The sequence below is a fragment of the Arthrobacter mangrovi genome (genome assembly GCF_026011795.1).
Classification (GTDB): Bacteria; Actinomycetota; Actinomycetes; order Actinomycetales; family Micrococcaceae; genus Crystallibacter; species Crystallibacter mangrovi.
In genome coordinates this window covers 406,075-421,797 of record NZ_BRVS01000001.1, presented here as the reverse complement: position 1 = coordinate 421,797, position 15,723 = coordinate 406,075, and the positions used below count along the sequence as shown (strand labels likewise).

The 15,723-nt window shown below is 63.5% G+C and carries 14 protein-coding genes; 5 read left to right on the top strand and 9 right to left on the bottom strand.

Annotated features, from left to right (window positions below; all coding sequences use genetic code 11):
• Positions 1 to 56 precede the first annotated feature (56 nt).
• From AHIS1636_RS01875 to AHIS1636_RS01835, 9 genes are all read right to left on the bottom strand, one after another.
• Positions 57 to 1,727 (bottom strand): dipeptide ABC transporter ATP-binding protein, encoded by a 1,671-nt coding sequence (locus AHIS1636_RS01875; protein WP_264794101.1) that lies wholly within the window; start codon positions 1,725 to 1,727, stop codon positions 57 to 59.
• Positions 1,724 to 2,611: an ABC transporter permease gene (locus AHIS1636_RS01870; RefSeq protein WP_264794100.1), complete on the bottom strand. Its 888-nt coding sequence runs from the start codon at positions 2,609 to 2,611 to the stop codon at positions 1,724 to 1,726. Before AHIS1636_RS01870 ends, AHIS1636_RS01875 begins: the two co-directional genes overlap by 4 nt.
• Positions 2,608 to 3,564 (bottom strand): ABC transporter permease, encoded by a 957-nt coding sequence (locus AHIS1636_RS01865; RefSeq protein ID WP_264794099.1) that lies wholly within the window; start codon positions 3,562 to 3,564, stop codon positions 2,608 to 2,610. The genes AHIS1636_RS01870 and AHIS1636_RS01865 overlap by 4 nt, the downstream gene beginning before the upstream one ends.
• Positions 3,561 to 5,087, bottom strand: coding sequence for an ABC transporter substrate-binding protein (locus tag AHIS1636_RS01860; protein ID WP_264794180.1), 1,527 nt, complete (start codon positions 5,085 to 5,087; stop codon positions 3,561 to 3,563). The genes AHIS1636_RS01865 and AHIS1636_RS01860 overlap by 4 nt, the downstream gene beginning before the upstream one ends.
• A gap of 105 nt (positions 5,088 to 5,192) precedes the next feature.
• Entirely contained in the window at positions 5,193 to 5,663 is a 471-nt protein-coding gene (locus AHIS1636_RS01855) for a thioesterase family protein (protein ID WP_264794098.1), read from the bottom strand.
• Positions 5,660 to 6,628: a 3-hydroxyacyl-CoA dehydrogenase NAD-binding domain-containing protein gene (locus tag AHIS1636_RS01850; protein ID WP_264794097.1), complete on the bottom strand. Its 969-nt coding sequence runs from the start codon at positions 6,626 to 6,628 to the stop codon at positions 5,660 to 5,662. Before AHIS1636_RS01850 ends, AHIS1636_RS01855 begins: the two co-directional genes overlap by 4 nt.
• Positions 6,629 to 6,630: 2 nt before the next feature.
• Positions 6,631 to 7,518, bottom strand: a complete 888-nt coding sequence (locus AHIS1636_RS01845; RefSeq protein ID WP_264794096.1) for a beta-keto acid cleavage family enzyme — start codon at positions 7,516 to 7,518, stop codon at positions 6,631 to 6,633.
• Positions 7,515 to 8,324 carry a TetR/AcrR family transcriptional regulator gene (locus AHIS1636_RS01840; protein WP_264794095.1) on the bottom strand — a complete coding sequence of 270 codons (810 nt, stop codon included), beginning with the start codon at positions 8,322 to 8,324 and terminating at the stop codon, positions 7,515 to 7,517. The genes AHIS1636_RS01845 and AHIS1636_RS01840 overlap by 4 nt, the downstream gene beginning before the upstream one ends.
• 101 nt (positions 8,325 to 8,425) lie before the next feature.
• A complete protein-coding gene (locus tag AHIS1636_RS01835) occupies positions 8,426 to 8,788 on the bottom strand; it encodes a hypothetical protein (RefSeq protein WP_264794094.1) in 363 nt (120 codons plus the stop codon).
• A gap of 58 nt (positions 8,789 to 8,846) precedes the next feature.
• On the opposite strand from AHIS1636_RS01835, the gene AHIS1636_RS01830 reads away from it, so the two are divergent.
• The 5 genes from AHIS1636_RS01830 to AHIS1636_RS01810 all read left to right on the top strand — a co-directional run bounded on the left by AHIS1636_RS01830 (position 8,847) and on the right by AHIS1636_RS01810 (position 15,619).
• Positions 8,847 to 9,692 (top strand): hypothetical protein, encoded by an 846-nt coding sequence (locus AHIS1636_RS01830; RefSeq protein ID WP_264794093.1) that lies wholly within the window; start codon positions 8,847 to 8,849, stop codon positions 9,690 to 9,692.
• A 94-nt stretch (positions 9,693 to 9,786) separates the two neighbouring features.
• Positions 9,787 to 10,824, top strand: coding sequence for an excalibur calcium-binding domain-containing protein (locus tag AHIS1636_RS01825; RefSeq protein WP_264794092.1), 1,038 nt, complete (start codon positions 9,787 to 9,789; stop codon positions 10,822 to 10,824).
• 73 nt (positions 10,825 to 10,897) lie between these two features.
• Positions 10,898 to 11,926, top strand: coding sequence for a GmrSD restriction endonuclease domain-containing protein (locus AHIS1636_RS01820; protein WP_264794091.1), 1,029 nt, complete (start codon positions 10,898 to 10,900; stop codon positions 11,924 to 11,926).
• Positions 11,927 to 12,378: 452 nt separating this feature from the next.
• Complete coding sequence (locus tag AHIS1636_RS01815; RefSeq protein ID WP_264794090.1) at positions 12,379 to 13,224, top strand: protein NO VEIN domain-containing protein; 846 nt, start codon at positions 12,379 to 12,381, stop codon at positions 13,222 to 13,224.
• A gap of 136 nt (positions 13,225 to 13,360) precedes the next feature.
• On the top strand, positions 13,361 to 15,619 hold the full coding sequence (locus tag AHIS1636_RS01810) for a 3'-5' exonuclease (RefSeq protein ID WP_264794089.1): 2,259 nt from the start codon (positions 13,361 to 13,363) through the stop codon (positions 15,617 to 15,619).
• Positions 15,620 to 15,723 lie beyond the last annotated feature (104 nt).

Here is a 15,723-nt window from a genome sequence, read left to right as displayed (position 1 = left end):
GGTCAGAACTGGGCAGGGGACTTCGCGCGGGCAGGCCGGCACCAGGCACTGGCTGCTCAGAACGTCGGGACGTTGGCCAGCAGCTCGCGCGTGTACTCGTGCCGCGGATGCTCCAGCACTTCGTCGGTGCTGCCGGACTCCACGATCTGCCCGTGCTGCAGGATGGCCATGCGCTGCGAGATGTGCCGGGCGAGCGCGATGTTGTGCGTGACGAAGAGCATCGACATCTTCGTCTCGTGCTGCAGGGCGCGCAGCAGGTCGATGATGGATGCCTGCACCGAGACGTCCAGTGCGGACGTGACCTCGTCGCAGACCAGCAGTGACGGCGCGTTGACCAGCGCCCGGGCAATCGCCGCGCGCTGGCGCTCGCCGCCGCTGAGGTCTCCGGGCCGGCGGTCCAGGTAGCTGCTGCCGAGCCGGACCTGGTCCAGTGCCTCGAGCACCCGGCGCCGCCGTTCCTTGCGGCCCATCTTGCCGGACATCTGCAGCGGCACCTCGACGGATTCGCAAATGGTCCGCCGCGGGTTCAGCGAGGAGAACGGGCTCTGAAAGACGTACTGGATGCGCTGGCGCTGCTCGGCGGTGCGCGCCCGCGTGCCCGCGGACAGGGTGTCGCCGGAGAGCCGGACCTCGCCGGAATAGTCGTCGTTGAGCCCCGCCACGCAGCGGGAGAGCGTCGTCTTGCCGGAGCCCGATTCGCCGAGCAGCATCATCGATTCGCCCGGCGCCAGCGTGAAGCTGATGCCGTCGAGGATCTGGTTGCTGCCGTAGGCCAGGCGCAGGCCGGAAACTTCCAGGAAGTTTGCGGATGCCTCCCGGCGCGTGCGGTCCTCGGCCGCGGCCGGCCGGGGATCGACCACGGGCTGCTCCCCGGTGATCACCGAGGTCCGCCCGACCCTGCGCTTGCCCGCCAGGTCCGGCACTGAATCGAGCAACTTCCGCGTGTAGTCATGCTGCGGCTGGTACAGCACCCGCTCCGTCGGCCCCTGTTCCACCACCTCTCCGGAGAGCATGACCACCACCTCGTCGGCAATCTTTGCCACCACCGCCAGGTCATGGGTGATATAGAGCCCGGCGACGTTGTGCAGCTCGGCCAGCTGGTCGATGGTCTGCAGCACCAGCGCCTGCGTGGTGACGTCCAGGCCGGTGGTCGGCTCGTCCAGCACAATGACGCTGGGCCGGCACGCGAACGCCATCGCGATGCCGACGCGCTGCTGCTGCCCGCCGGAAAGCTGGTGCGGGTAGCGGCGCTGGTACGCGTCGTCGTTCTTGAGGCCGACCTCCGCCAGCACCTCGGCAACCCGGGCCCGCCGCTCCGCGTCGGAACTGCCGTGGCCCTGCACCTGGAGCACCTCCATGATCTGGTCGCCGATCCGCATCGCTGGATTCAGGGACAGCGCCGGATCCTGCGGAACATAGGAAATGACGCCGCCGCGCAGCTTCCGGCGTTCCGGTTCGGGCAGGTCCAGGATGTTCGACGACGGACCGGAACCCGCCATCCGGATCTCACCGCCGGTGTGCGTCAGCCCGGCGCGGAAGTGGCCCAGGCAGGCGAGTCCCGCCGTCGTTTTTCCCGAGCCGGACTCGCCCACGAGGGCGAGGATCTTCCCGGGCTGCAGTTCGAAGGAGACGTCGTGCAGGATCTCCTTGCCTGCCGTGGTGGCGATCCTGAGGCCGGTGGCGCTGAGGACTGCCGTTCTGATCGGATCCTGCAGGGACGTGCTCATTTGCTTGCTCCCACGTTCGCGTTCGCCGCCGCGCGGGCCAACGAATCGGTGATCAGGTTGATGCCGACGGTCAGGACGGCGATGGCGAGGACCGGCAGGATGACGCCCCACGGCTGGATGACCAGCGCGATCCGGTTCTCGTTGATCATCAGCCCCCAGTCCGCCGTCGGCGGCTGCATGCCCAGGCCCAGGAAGGACAGGGACGCCACGGCGCCGATCGAGTAGGTCATGCGCAGGCCCAGCTCCACCATGAGCGGGCCGGTGATGTTCGGCAGCACGTCCTGCACCAGGATCTTCCAGCGCGGCACCGCGTACATCTCGGCGGCGCGGATGAAGTCCTCGGTGATGACGTCCACCGTGGCGGAGCGCGTGACCCGGGCAATCCGCGGCGCGTGGGTGATGCCGATGACCGCCACCAGCACCCAGCCCTCCGGCCCCAGGACCGTGATGGCCAGCAGCGCGAACACCAGCGATGGCAGCGCCAGCAGGACGTCGTTGCTGCGCATGATCAGGCTGTCCACCCGGCCGCCTGCGTAGGCCGCGGTCATCCCGGCCAGCACGCCGAGCACCATGCCCAGCAGCGTCGCCAGCGCGGAGTAGGCCAGCAGGCGCAGCCCGCCGTCGAGGAAGCGGCTGAGGACGTCGCGGCCCAGGTTGTCGGTGCCGAACACGCCGTCCGGCTGGAACGGCCGCCCGGTGAATTCGGTGCTGGTGAAGCCCGTGATCACGGGCAGCAGGACCGGTCCCAGCAGGGCCAGAAGTACGACGGCGGCGGTCAGCCCGATCCCGATCTTCGCCTGGCGCTGTGCCACCAGCCGGCGGAGCAGCCCGGGCGGTGCCTTGGTTTCCTGCGTGACGAGCTGAGGCGAATCAATGGCGGTCATCGGGCACCCCCGGTGCGTAACTTCGGATTGGTCAGGATGCCGACGACGTCGGCCAGCAGGTTCACCACGATGTAGACGGCGGCGATGAGGATGGCGAGCACCTGGACCACCTGCACGTCCCGGTTGGTGACGGCGTCCACGAGGGCCTGGCCGATCCCGGGATAGCGGAAGAGGAACTCGACGACGACCACGCCGCCGGCCATCCACGCCAGCTGGATCGCCACGACCTGGGCGACGGGGGAGAGCGCGTGGGGCAGGGCGTGCTTAAGGATGACCTGCCGTTCGGGCACGCCCTTGAGCCGGGCCATCTCCACGTAGCCGGACTCGAGGACCTCCAGCATCGTCGCCCGCATCATCCGGATGATGTAGGGCGTGACCACGAGGACCAGGGTCAGCGTCGGCAGGATGAGCTGCTGCGGATAGTTCCACACGGGCTCCCCGGGCGGGGCCATGGTGACGGACGGCAGGATGGTGAACACCGTCGTCGAAAACAGCGTGACCAGCGCGATGCCGATGACGAATTCCGGCAGCGCGGCCAGCACCAGGCTGGTGCCGGTGGCGATGTGGTCGCCAGCCCGGCCGCGGCGCAGCGCGCTGTAGGTGCCCAGCAGCAGGCCGACGGGGATGCTGATGGCGCCTGCCGCTACCAGCAGAACCAGCGAGGCGCCGATCCGCTCTCCCAGCAGAGCGCTGACGGCGCCGCCGGAGGCAGCCGAGACACCGAAGTCGCCGATGAAGAGGCCACCCAGCCAGGTGAGGTAGCGCTGCCAGACCGGGTCGTTCAGGTTCATCTGCTCGCGCAGCGCGGCCAGCCGTTCGGGCGTGGCCTGCTGGCCCAGGATGGCCTGCGCCGGATCGCCGGGCAGCAGCAGCGTGGCCACGAAGACCAGTACGGACACCGCCAGCAGGATCAGCACGCTGGTGGCGAGCCTGCGAAGGATGATGGGCATCATGAGGCGCCTCCTAGCCAGACGCGGCGGAATTCGAAGCCGGACAGGGCCAGCCCAGTGCGGCTGGGGACGAGGCCCGCGACGTACTGCTGGTAGGCGTCCGCCTGGTTCGCGTGGCCCCAAATGATGTAGCCGCCTTCGTTGTATTCGATCTCCATGGCCTGCGCGATCAGCGCGTTGCGTTCGTCGTCGTCGACGGTGGCGTTGGCCTTTTTGATCAGGGCGTTGAACTCGGGGTGGTCCCAGTGCGTCTCGTTGAACGGCGACGTCGGCAGGGTGCTCGCGTTGACCTGCGGCAGGTAGTTGCGGGTGTAGTAGAAGTCCTGGGCGAAGTCCCACTTCAGGTAGCTGTCGCCGAAGAACGTGGTTGTATCCACCTGGCGGATCTTGACCATGATCCCGGCCTCCGCGGCCTGCTGGGCGAAGACCTGCGCCGCCTCCACCGCGCCGGACTGGATCGGCGCCGTCACGAGCTCCACCGTGAGCCCGTCCGGATGGCCGGCCTCGGCCAGCAGCTCCTTGGCCCGTGCAATGTCCTGCTTGCGCTGCGGAAGATGCGAGGGATAGCCCGGGTCGAACGGCGAGTACATGTCGTTGCCGAGGCTGCCGTTGCCGCTGAGCACCTGCTCGATCATCTGCTCCCGGTCCACGGCCAGCCGGAAGGCTTCGCGCACCCGCTTGTCGTCGAAGGGCGGCCGGTCCACTCGCATCGTAAACGGCATCCAGGCGCCGGTTTCGGCGGAAAGGATGCTGATCCGGGGGTCCGCGTCGATGACCTCCAGCAGCGTCAGCGGGATCTGTCCGATCGCGTCGACCTGGGTGGAGAGCAGCGCGTTGATCAGCGCGTCGTCGTCGTTGAAATTCAGGATCTCCAGCTCGTCCAGGTACGGCTCGCCGTCCCGCCAGTAGCGCTCGTTGCGGACGAAGACGCTGTTCCGCCCCGGAGCGAAGGACCGGTACTTGAAGGGACCCGTGCCCACGGGGTTGGCCGGGTCGTAGTCGGCCGGGACGATGCCGAGCGTGTACTGGCCCAGCGAGTCGTCGAACGTTGCGCTGGGACTGTTGAGCCGGAATTCCACCCGGTGCTCGTTTACTACGGCCACCTCGTCCAGGATCGCCAGCGCGGCGGCGCCGCTCTTGGGATCCTTGGGATCCACAATTCGCTTGAAGCTCGTGGCCACGTCCTTGCCGGTCATCGGGCGGCCGTCGTGGAACAGCACGTCCCGCCGCAGGTCTACCGTCCAGACCCGGGCATCGGCCGACGGCGTGACCTTGGCCGCCAGCAGCGGCTTCAGTTCGTAGTTTTCGTCCCGGTAGAGGAGGGGCTCGTACAGGTTCACGATCCGGGCAATGTCGGTAGTGCTCACGGAGGAGTGGGCGTCCAGGCTGTCGGCTGCGCCGCCGCCGGCCAGCCCCACCCGCAGCCGGCCTCCACGCTGAGGCGGGCCGCTGGGTGCGGACAGCACCGCGGCGGGGCCGGTGCCGCACGCGGCAAGGAAGCCGCCCAGCCCGAGGGCCAGGCCTATCCCGAGCACCCGGCGCCGGGTCGGCGCCAGGGCAGGTCTATCGGGCAGGTGCCCGCGAAGAACAGGAGATGTTTCCACTGGTCCTTCTTTCTGAAAAAGGGACGGCTAGGAGCTGACGGTCCTGCCGGTCCATCCCGGTGCCGGCTCACCGGGGCCGGGCAGGAATGAGGTGATGGTGTCCATGACGGAAGGGGTGAACCCGGTGCTGCGTCCGGACTGCTGGTCCACGTGCAGCGTCAGCAGTTCCTCGGTGGAAACCAGCGTTTCCCCGGAACGCATCTCATGGGCCAGATGCAGCTTCTTCGGCCCGGCGGCGACAATCCGGGAGGTCACCGTGAGCTCCGCGTCCAGGCCGGTCTCGGCGAGATATCGGATGTGAGCCTCGACCGTGTAGAGCGAGCACCCGGTGGAGCGCCGGTACTCCTCGTCCATGCCGAGCTGTTCCATCACCTGGTCGGTGGCAAAGCCGAACACCAGGACGTAGAACGCCTCGGACATGTGGCCGTTGTAGTCGATCCACTCGGGCTGCACCCGGCACCGGTACGCGGGCAGCACGCCGGCAGCCGCCGAGCTCATGCGCCGCCGGCCCGGACCTGGGCGATGGCGTTGCGGATCGCGATGATTGCCTCGTCGCGCTCGGCCACCAGCTCGACGACGGACCGCCCGGCGGCCTCCTCGTCGCAGCCTGCGATGACCGCGTTGCGCAGCTCCGGCGTCAGCTCGGGCGCATCCAGCCGGGTCCACGGGGAGAGCAGCGACGGCCCGAAGTGGTCGAGCATGTGTGCCATGCCGCCTTCGCCGCCGGCCAGGTGGAAGGTCAGCATCGGCCCCTGCAGCGGCCAGCGCAGGCCCGGCCCGTCGGTGATGGCCAGGTCGATCTGCTCTACGGTGGCCTCGCCGTTGTCCACCATGTGCAGGGCCTCGCGCCACAGCGCCTCCTGCAGGCGGTTGGCGATGAACCCCGGAACCTCGCGGTCCATGGTGATGACGGACTTGCCGATCAGCTCGTACCAGGCCGAGGCCCACTTCACCGCGGCGGCCGAGGTCTGCTCGCCGCCCACCACCTCGACCAGCGGGATGAGGTACGGCGGATTGAACGGGTGCCCCACCACCAGCCGGGACGGATTCTTCGCCTCGGTCGCCATCTCCGTCATCCCGTACCCGGAAGTGGAGGAGGCAATAACGACGTCGGGGGCCGTCACCGCGTCGATCTGCGCCAGGAGCGACTGCTTGAGTTCCAGGACCTCCGGCGCGCTCTCCTGCACGAAGCCGGCGCCGTCGACCGCCTCGGCGAGGTCCGTGTGGACGCTGATGTTGTCCTTCGACGCATTGGGTGCGAGCCCGAGCTTGGTCAGGGCGGGCCACGCGGCGTCGATCAGCCGGCGGAGCTTCTGCTCCGCGTCGGGTGCGGGGTCCCAGGCCTTGACCCGGAAGCCGCGCGCCAGGAAGTACGCGGCCCAGCCCCCGCCGATGGTGCCGATGCCCACGCAGGCGATCGTGTCGACGTCGTTCATGTCCAGGGGAGTGAAGTCTTCGGTCATGTTCACGCTTTCTTCTCGAGCCGGAGGATTTCGCGGGCCTCGTCCGGAGTGGCGACGGAGGACCCGAGGTCGTGCACGATCTGGATGGCGCGCTCGGTGAGCTGAGCGTTGGTCGCCTTGACGCCCTTGCTGAGGTAGAGGTTGTCCTCGAGGCCCACGCGGACGTGTCCGCCGAGCAGGACCGACTGGGCGACCCACGGCAGCTGGTCGCGGCCGATCGCGAAGGACGTCCACTGGGCGCCGTCGGGCAGCATGTTGACCATGGCCTGCAGCAGGCCCGCGTTGACCGGGGCGCCGTAGGGGATGCCCATGCAGAGCTGGTAGAGCGGCGGGGGAGCGATGAGGCCCTCCTCGACCATGATGTTGGCGAACCACAGGTTGCCGGTGTCGAAGATTTCCATCTCCGGCTTGACCCCCAGCTCCTTGATCCGCTCGGCGCCCTCGCGGAGCATGTCCGGCGTACTGATGTAGACCTGGCTGCCCTCGCCGAAGTTCAGCGAGCCGCAGTCGATGGTGCAGATCTCGGGGCGCAGCTCCTCCACGTGGGCCAGCCGCTCGATCGCGTTCACCAGGTCCGTGCCCGGCAGCTGCTTGGTCGGCTCGCCTGGATCCAGGATGAGGTCGCCGCCCATGCCTGCGGTCAGGTTGATCACCGGGTCGACGTCGCTCTCGCGCACCAGCCGGACGACCTCGCGGTACAGCGCCACATCGCGCGATCCCTGGCCCGTCTCGACGTCGCGCACGTGGATATGGACCACCGAGGCGCCGGCCCGGGCGGCGGCGATCGCGTTGTCCGCGATCTGCTCCGGAGTGACGGGCACGTGCTCGCTCTTGCCGGTGGTGTCGCCGGCGCCGGTGAGGGCACAGGTGACGATGACCTTGCGGTTCATGCAGGGCTCCCTTGTTCGAGGACGATATTGCGGTCGATAAAACTTTCGATATGCCGGTACATCTGATCCGAAGTCAGCATGCCCGTCAGGACCTTGATACCCAGGCCGTCGATCAGGCTGGTGAGCTCCATGGCGAGCTGGTCGGACGGGACGACCACGAAGGCGCCGGCCTCCTGGCCCTGCACGATCGCGTCCTCCACGGTCTTGAGCCACCGCCGGTAGCCCTGCGCGTGGTTCTCCTTGCCGGAACCTTCGACGGCGACGTCCGCCCAGGTCTGCAGCCAGATCGAGAACTCGGCCTGGCCGCGCTCGCCGGCGGGCAACTGCAGCTCGATCAGCCGCTTCAGCCGGCGCACCGGGTCGCTAACCTGAAGCAGTTCGGCGATCTGCCGGTCGAAGGCCAGCTTGATCGAGTAGCGCAGCGCCTCGGCGAAGATCTCGCGCTTGCCCGAGAAGTAGTAGTGGATCGCGGCCGTGCTCAGGCTGCAGGCGTACGCGATGTCGGCCACGCGGACCGCCGAATAGCCGCGCCGCGCGAACAGCCACCACGCCGCCTCGATGATCGCCCGCCGCTTCTGCGCGTGCTCGTTGTTTTCCGGATGCCGGGTCGGAAGGACCATCGCCGGCGGCGGAACCGACGGCCCATGCGTCTCGTCCGAACCCGACAGCAGCCAGTTCACCGTTACGCCGGTGATGTCCGCCAGGCTCGTCAGCTCCTCCGGATGGAACCGCCGCGTGCCATTCAACGCCTTGGACAGCTTCGTCTCGTCCAGACCCATGTGATGCGCGATCTCGCGCTGGGCCATCCCCGAGTTCCGAATCGACGCCCGAACCCGCTCTGTGACGCCGGTCTCATTTGATGCCATGCGTCGAAGCTAGTCGTTGTTTGCGATTCTGGCAAGGGCTGTTAACTGAAAGTCAGAACTTTGCGATTCGCTAGAGAGTGAATGCCGTAGGAGGTCGGTGTTTTTTCCGGAAACCAGTCTTGGCTGTCGCCAATCGGATAGGCTGTAGCGCAGTCAAGCGTTTCTTTTGGGGGAGAAGTCATGGCACGAGTAAGTTTCAAGATCGCTCCAGGCGTTCGAATCAGTGCCTCCAGCAGGGGAATCCGGACGAGCGTCGGAAGCAGCAAGGCGCGGGTCTCCTTCGGCAGCGGCGGGATATATTCGTCGGCGAAGATCGGCGGAGTACGAGTGAGCCAGTCGAGCCCCACCTCGACGACGAGGCGTCCCTCGAGTAATTCATTCCAACCGAAACGTCCCAGCCTCACGCAACTTGCGCGTGCTGAAAAGGCAGCTGCCGCCGAAGCGCAGATCGCGGAGCTCGCTGTGTTGGAGAACGCCTTGGTGTCGCTCCATCACGAGGATTTTGAGCGGGCCGCGCCAGTCGACGTTCCAGTGCCGCCCACAGCTGACTACGAACTCATCCGTGACGCGTTGTCTCAGCAGATGCTGGCCGGAATCGGTCGCTTTCAGTTGGCTGAACGCAAGGCAGCGAAGGTCCAAGCCGACCAAATGGCTCATGCCGAGAAGGCTCGACTCGAAGCGGAGTGGCAGCGCAGCTACCGGATTCATTGCGGACTGGCCCAGGAGAACTGGGAAAAGCTCCTCGGTCATGAGCCGGAGGCAGTCATGATGGCGCTGGAGGAAGCTTTTGCTGACAACGCTTCTGAAGCGACTTGCGTCGACGTAGGGACCGAAGACGGCACCAACTACGCCACGGTGGTCATTCTGTTTGGATCAGCGCAGATGGTTCCCGAGAGGACACCGTCCTTCACACCAACGGGCAGACACACGACGAAGAAGCGAACTAAAGCGGACCGCAATGCAATATACGTTGCTGCCTTGGCTTCGACGGTTCTAGCCACGGTCAAGGAGGGGGTGGCCGTTGCCCCGTCCGTCGAGGAATTTCGCGTCGTTGTCATGAGGAAAGACTCTGGGGCGGCTACTCCCGCAGATTTCCTGACGCCCATTTTTTCTGGCTCATTCCGTAGATCTAACCTTGAGAGGGTGCGCTGGCGAGACGTTGATCCCATCGCGCTACTTCTAACTGCTGATGAGGCAGTCTTTACCCGCAAGGGCGCCGCGGGTGACGTGATGCCCATTAGCCTGGGCGGCAGTTCAGGCCTGCAGCAGATGCTCGACGCTTTCAAGTCTTTAGTCAGTAAAGACTGATCCCAGCGAGCCTGCTCGCAATCCGGCTTCCTCTATGCCGAATTGCATTCCAGCTGATACCATTCCCTCGACATAAACGCTTTATCATGTCTCGTTGGGGGAAACCATGTATGACAATCCGTACTATCAGCCTGCTCAAAATCGGTCTCCGAAGTGGCGTCCCACTGTTTCTTTCTGGATAACAGTTGCACTCCTTTTGATGCTGCTTATAATTTTTCTTGCAAACGGCGGGTTCGGTCCCTATCTCGTAATTCTCGGCATCCTTGCTGCTGTCTCTGGCCTGTTCGCGCTTGTGTTCAAGCGTCGCTCGTGGATGGGGCTCGGCAGCCGGGGTGCAGCCAAAATGACCTCGATGTTCGGTGTCCTGGCGTTTGTGTTGGGGCTTGTAGTCACAGGGGCCTCAGCCACTGCCGAAGAAAAACTTGAACCGGTTACTGGCAGCTTCACGGCGTCTCCGTCCCCCAGTGTCAGCACGGTGGCATTCACCGAGTGCGACTCAGAAGGCATGATTCAGGGGATCAACGGCGAGGTTTACATCTGCACCGAAGATCAAGATGGAGTGTTCTTGTGGATGGATCGCGACGATCACGACAAAGTGGTAGCTGCTGTAATCGCTGAAGAAGAAGCGCGAAAGGCAGCGGAAGCCAAGAAGGTCGCGGAGGAAAAGAAGGCCAAGGAAGAAGCCGCAGAGAAGGCCGCCGCCGAAAAGAAGGCCAAGGCGGAGGCTGCTAAGAAGGCGGAGGCCAAGCGTAAAGCCCTGGAAGAACGTAAGGCAGCGGAAGAAGCGAAGCGCCAAGCGAGAGCGGAACGCGAGGCCGAAGCCCAGGCAAACCGCTATGCAAGCTGCACAGATGCAGCGAACGACGGTCTGTCCAACATCACTTCCGGTTCACGGGGCTACAATCCGGAACTCGATTCTGATGGCGACGGCGTCGCCTGCGAAGATTCATCAGGCGGCGGCAGCGGCCCGGCCCCAGTCGAGCAGCCCGCAGCTCCGGCACCTGCGCCGGCGGCCTACTACGCGAACTGCACTGCAGCCAAGGCTGCAGGGGCTGCTCCTCTCTATCGGGGAAACCCCGGGTACGGCTCTCACCTCGACAGCGATGGCGACGGCGCGGCCTGCGAGTCGTAACCTCTTCAACCCGAATTCGACGGGTCCTCCCGCAACGGCTTGCGTTGTGGGAGGACACCACCGAAGGTACAAAATGCAGAATCTTCAGGCCAAAGGCCTTTCCGCGCTGGTCGCCATCTCGATTCTCTTCGCTGGAACCGGCTGTCAGTCCAACTCCGCCAGTGCAACGCCGCCCGAGTCCTCTAAAACCCTTGACACTGCTCCGGCCACTGCAGCACCGGCAGAGTTGCCCATCATCAGCGAGCGGGCCCCCACACCCATGGGGGAGGAGTCTGTCAGGGGGGCGCCGGCCGATCCGTCAGCGGGGACTGCTCTGGCGCAGCTCGAAACTATTGCGATCAAGGGGCGGGCTCCAAAGACCGGATATGACCGAGACGTGTTCGGTCAGGGGTGGAAAGATCTCGATCGGAACGGATGCGATGCCCGTAACGACATCCTCAACCGCGATCTGACCAATACAGTACATAAGCCCGGGACTCACAGGTGTGTCGTCGCATCCGGCGTTCTAGCAGACCCGTTCACGGCAACGACGATTCACTTCGTCCGTGGCAACGCAACCAGCACTGCAGTACAAATTGACCATGTTGTGCCGTTGTCCGACGCGTGGCAAAAAGGGGCACAACAGTTGGTGCCCGAGCAGCGAGAAGCCTTCGGCAATGATCCGCTAAATCTGTTGGCTACGGATGGGCCTACTAACGGGGCTAAGAGCGATGGAGATGCGGCAACCTGGCTTCCTCCTAACAAATCCTTCCGATGTGAATACGTGGCAATCCAGACAGCTGTGAAAGCGAAGTATGGGCTGTGGATGACTCAGGCGGAGCACGATGCAATTCAGCGAATCCTGACGTCATCGTGTCCAGATCAGCCAGTTCCAACGGACGAGGGTGGTGTAGCCGTTCCTATTGCTGCTGAGCCCGCGCCGGTACCAGAAACAGTGCAGGATACGCCCACGGCACCTGTTCCCGGTCCTGTCAGCGGTCCTGATGTCGTCTACAAGAACTGCACTGCTGTACGCTCCGCCGGCGTAGCACCGATAAGGGTGGGCGACCCAGGATGGGACACCAAATTCGATCGCGACGGTGACGGCGTCGGCTGCGAATGACAGCAGTATGCTCGTTTCTGTGCAGCAACTCCAGTCTGCACTCAGGAACGAGGCCAAAGATCACATGTGGCTATGTGATCAGAACGGTTCTCGTTTTCGCTCTACTCCTGTTTACCGGCGCACTCACCCTTCGCGACCCTGCACGGTACAAGAGATCCTCCTGGGCGAGGATCTGATAGGCGCTATTCTCGGCCAGCTTCTGGACCAGACCTCCTCCCGACCGACGGAATTACCGACGGAGACCCGGCCGAGATCCAAGGCTTGGGTGCCGACAGTTTTCCGGCGAAACTCATAGTTAGCCCTTTTAGCTGGCCGAAAGCAGGTGCGGCCGTCCTCTAATATGCGCATATTTCGATGCTCGATGGGAGGCGACGGATTTTCGTCCTGCTGCTGTCAGCTGGACCCCCTGAGGATTTACGTTTCCCGGCCATACGACAAGGTAGCCTGGTGTGATGAACAGGGGGGAAATCGGTCATTTCTGGAGTCACGATGAGATTGATGTGACTGTGGAAAGCTACTTCAGGATGCTCCGTCAAGAATTGACTGGTAAGCAATATAACAAGGCAGAAGAGAACCGGCGGGTGCAGGCGGTAACCGGTCGTAGCAAGGGTGCTGTTGAGTTCAAGCACTGCAACATTAGTGCAGTTCTGCAGGGGCTTAAATCCTTCTATATAGAGGGGTATAAACCGAGGGCGAATGTACAAGGTGCGCTGCGCGAAGCCGTGGTGCAACGCTGGGTGCACGATTCTGATCTTCATGGGCTCATGCTGAAAGTAGCTGACGAACCGATACCGGACTCTCCTGATTGCGCTGCCCTGAAGTTAGTGGAGGCGCCGACCGTCGAGGTCGATGACTACATCGTTGAGGGCAACGCGGCGCCGTTTGATTACGTGAAAATTGAAGCGGAAAAGCTGGGTCTGAAGCAGGCTGGCAAACTGGCGGTCGTCGAGTTTGAGCAGCAAAGACTCCGAAGCCTTGGTCTAGATCGACTGGCTGAGCGAGTCGAGGGCATGTCCCCATTTGATTCCCACGTCGTGGGGTACGACGTCCTGTCCTTCGACGTGGGTGGGCGCGAACGATATATTTCCGTCAAGACGACCCGGCGAGTTAGAGAATGGCCATTCTTAGTGGGCATAAACGAAGTGCGGTTTTCGCGAGAAGAGGCAGAGCGTTACCACCTCTACCGTGTCTTTCGTTTCGGCGCAAAACAGCCGGAGCTATACACGATCCAGGGTGCCCTCGATAATTCCTGCACATTGGAACCAAGACTTTTTGAGGCAAGGCCGCGTGCCGTATGACCGTTCGCCAATGGAACTAATCGCTCGGGCGGGCCCGAGGTGAGGCGGAGGCACTAGCCGTAGAAACCGCCTTCGGAAGCAGAAGGACTCACATTTATACGTGACTGATGTGGTATCACAATAGGGGGAGCCTGACATGGCACTAGTGACATGGATTAAGCAGAAGGACAAGATCGACGGCGCCATGAAGGCGAAGGTCTATTCCTTCTTCGAAAAGCTCCAAAAGGATGACACCGCCCCTGGCCTTCACATCGAGCCGATGCACACCCCGGCTGATCCCCGGGTCCGCACAGGGCGGATCGACCTCAACTACCGTGCCGTGCTGTTCAAGGTGCTCTATGAAACGATCCCGCACTACTTCTACTACGGAGCCTGGCCGCACGACGAGGCCATCAATATTGCCCGGTCGAGTGTTCTCAAGGTGAATTCGGTCAATGGCGTTCTGGAAGTCATCCGCGAGTCCACGCCGGACCCCGTGACTACAACTCCGCCGCAAAAAGAGAAGAAGGCTGGCGAGCAGGATTCGCAGGCCGGCGACGAGAAGCGCGAACCGTCCGGAGAGCTGTGGTCGAACCCACTGATTGGTTATGGGCTCGTTGCGGCGGACCTCGTGAAGGACCTCGGACTTGACGCCGAGATCGTCGATCACGTATTTGCCGCGTCGTCCGAAGAAGACCTTTTCGACGTAATGGCAGAAGCTCCGGAATGGCAGGCAACAGCGCTGCTTGAATTGGCTGCGGGGACATGCATAGCAGAGATCCAGGAAAAGCTGTCCCTCACTGGCTACGTCGACAACCCCGACGAGTCCGAGGAAGAGAAGATTCGGAAGGCCCTCGAGCATCCGGCCACGAAGATGCAGTTCACCTTCGTGGGCGACAACCCCGAGGAACTGAAGCAGGTCATTGAGGGCGGTGATTTCGACGCTTGGCGCACCTTCCTGCACCCGGAACAGCGCATCTACGCGGAGCGCCGTTACAACGGTTCCTTCCGTCTCTCTGGCGGGGCCGGCACCGGTAAGACTGTCGTGCTGCTCCACAGGGCAAGGATGCTGGCCCTATCTGAACCGCAGTCACGAATCGTCCTGACTACCTACACCACGACGCTGGCAGACTCTTTGTCCACGGGACTCGGCAAGCTGGACGCGGATCTCCCGCGGTCGGCAGCTCCCGGCTATCCCGGAATCTATATAGGTGGTGTGGACTCCCTCGTCAGTAGGGTACTGCACGGCGCCACTGATGTAGAGCAGCGGCGGGCGATGAAAGAGGTTTTCGGCACTGAGAGCGTTATCCCCGGCAAAGTACTCGACGCCGCGTTGGCCCGGCATCAGTGGGAGGCGGCGATCAATGATGTCACCCACAACTTGGAACCGGAGCTGGCCAACGCCACATTCCTCCAGCAGGAATATGAGACCGTCGTGCTTCCAAACTTCATCAGCTCGAAGGATGCCTATCTCACGGTGCCGCGCACCGGCCGCGGAACGGCCCTCAACCGCTCGAAGCGCCTGGATATCTGGACGATAATCGCCGCCTACCGCAACTACAACAGTATCCAAATGAACTGTTCCTTCGTGGAGCTTGCCCATCTGGCGACTGCCGTTCTCAGGCAACGTACGGCGCTGGGAGGCCGATGTTTGGCTGACCACGTGCTCGTGGACGAGTCGCAGGACCTTCATGCCGGCCACTGGCTCTTTCTCAGGGAACTGGCGGATGTACATGCAGACGATCTGTTCATCGCAGAAGACTCCCAGCAGCGGATCTACGGGCAGAAAGTACCCCTGTCACGCTTTGGGATTGCCATCGTGGGTCGGTCACGCCGCCTGACCCTCAATTACCGGACGACACAGCAAAACCTTGACTACGCCGTTCGACTGCTGACAGGGGCGGCCATGACGGATATGGAAGGTGGGAAGGTGCCGGATAGCGGATATATTTCGGCGCGCACCGGCCCACTGCCTGAGGAGCGCAGCGCAGGTTCCTTTGCAGACGAACTGGACGTCCTCGCAGACTACTTGACCCAGTGGCGTGACGAAGGCGTGGCACTGGAGAATGTCGGGGTCTTAGTCCGTGCAAACTATCAGGTTGCAAAGGTTGTTGACGGACTCAAGGAACGAGGGCTGACCGCTAAAACCGCCTCGGTGGGCCGCGACGAGCCTGGCATACCAACCGTCATGACAATGCACCGCTCGAAGGGCATGGAGTTCACACGAGTCGTGCTCTTTGGCATCTCCGACCAGGCGCTTCCGGCAAAGCACCAAGTCAGTAATGTGGCGCCAGCGGAGCGCGCGGATGCTCTGCTTCGGGAACGGTCCCTGCTCTATGTAGCAGCGACCAGGGCTCGAGATGGGCTTGTAGTGACATGGAGCGGCAAGCCATCGGAGCTGCTTGGTATGAAGTAGTCGGGGCAGCCACTGAGAACATAATGCAATGACGCGCGAATACTACCTAAATTGATGAAAGGGGCCGGGACACTGTTGGTTGGTGTCCCGGCCCGGTCCATTCG

Excerpts from the sequence above, each read along its gene's own strand:
- AHIS1636_RS01845 (WP_264794096.1), bottom strand. The coding sequence starts at position 7,518 with ATGAACCGCAAGGTCATCGTCACCTGTGCCCTCACCGGCGCCGGCGAC.
- AHIS1636_RS01850 (WP_264794097.1), bottom strand. The coding sequence starts at position 6,628 with ATGACCGAAGACTTCACTCCCCTGGACATGAACGACGTCGACACGATC.
- AHIS1636_RS01820 (WP_264794091.1), top strand. The coding sequence starts at position 10,898 with ATGCAGAATCTTCAGGCCAAAGGCCTTTCCGCGCTGGTCGCCATCTCG.
- AHIS1636_RS01855 (WP_264794098.1), bottom strand. The coding sequence starts at position 5,663 with ATGAGCTCGGCGGCTGCCGGCGTGCTGCCCGCGTACCGGTGCCGGGTG.
- AHIS1636_RS01875 (WP_264794101.1), bottom strand. The coding sequence starts at position 1,727 with ATGAGCACGTCCCTGCAGGATCCGATCAGAACGGCAGTCCTCAGCGCC.
- AHIS1636_RS01810 (WP_264794089.1), top strand. The coding sequence starts at position 13,361 with ATGGCACTAGTGACATGGATTAAGCAGAAGGACAAGATCGACGGCGCC.
- AHIS1636_RS01870 (WP_264794100.1), bottom strand. The coding sequence starts at position 2,611 with ATGACCGCCATTGATTCGCCTCAGCTCGTCACGCAGGAAACCAAGGCA.
- AHIS1636_RS01815 (WP_264794090.1), top strand. The coding sequence starts at position 12,379 with ATGAACAGGGGGGAAATCGGTCATTTCTGGAGTCACGATGAGATTGAT.
- AHIS1636_RS01840 (WP_264794095.1), bottom strand. The coding sequence starts at position 8,324 with ATGGCCCAGCGCGAGATCGCGCATCACATGGGTCTGGACGAGACGAAG.
- AHIS1636_RS01865 (WP_264794099.1), bottom strand. The coding sequence starts at position 3,564 with ATGATGCCCATCATCCTTCGCAGGCTCGCCACCAGCGTGCTGATCCTG.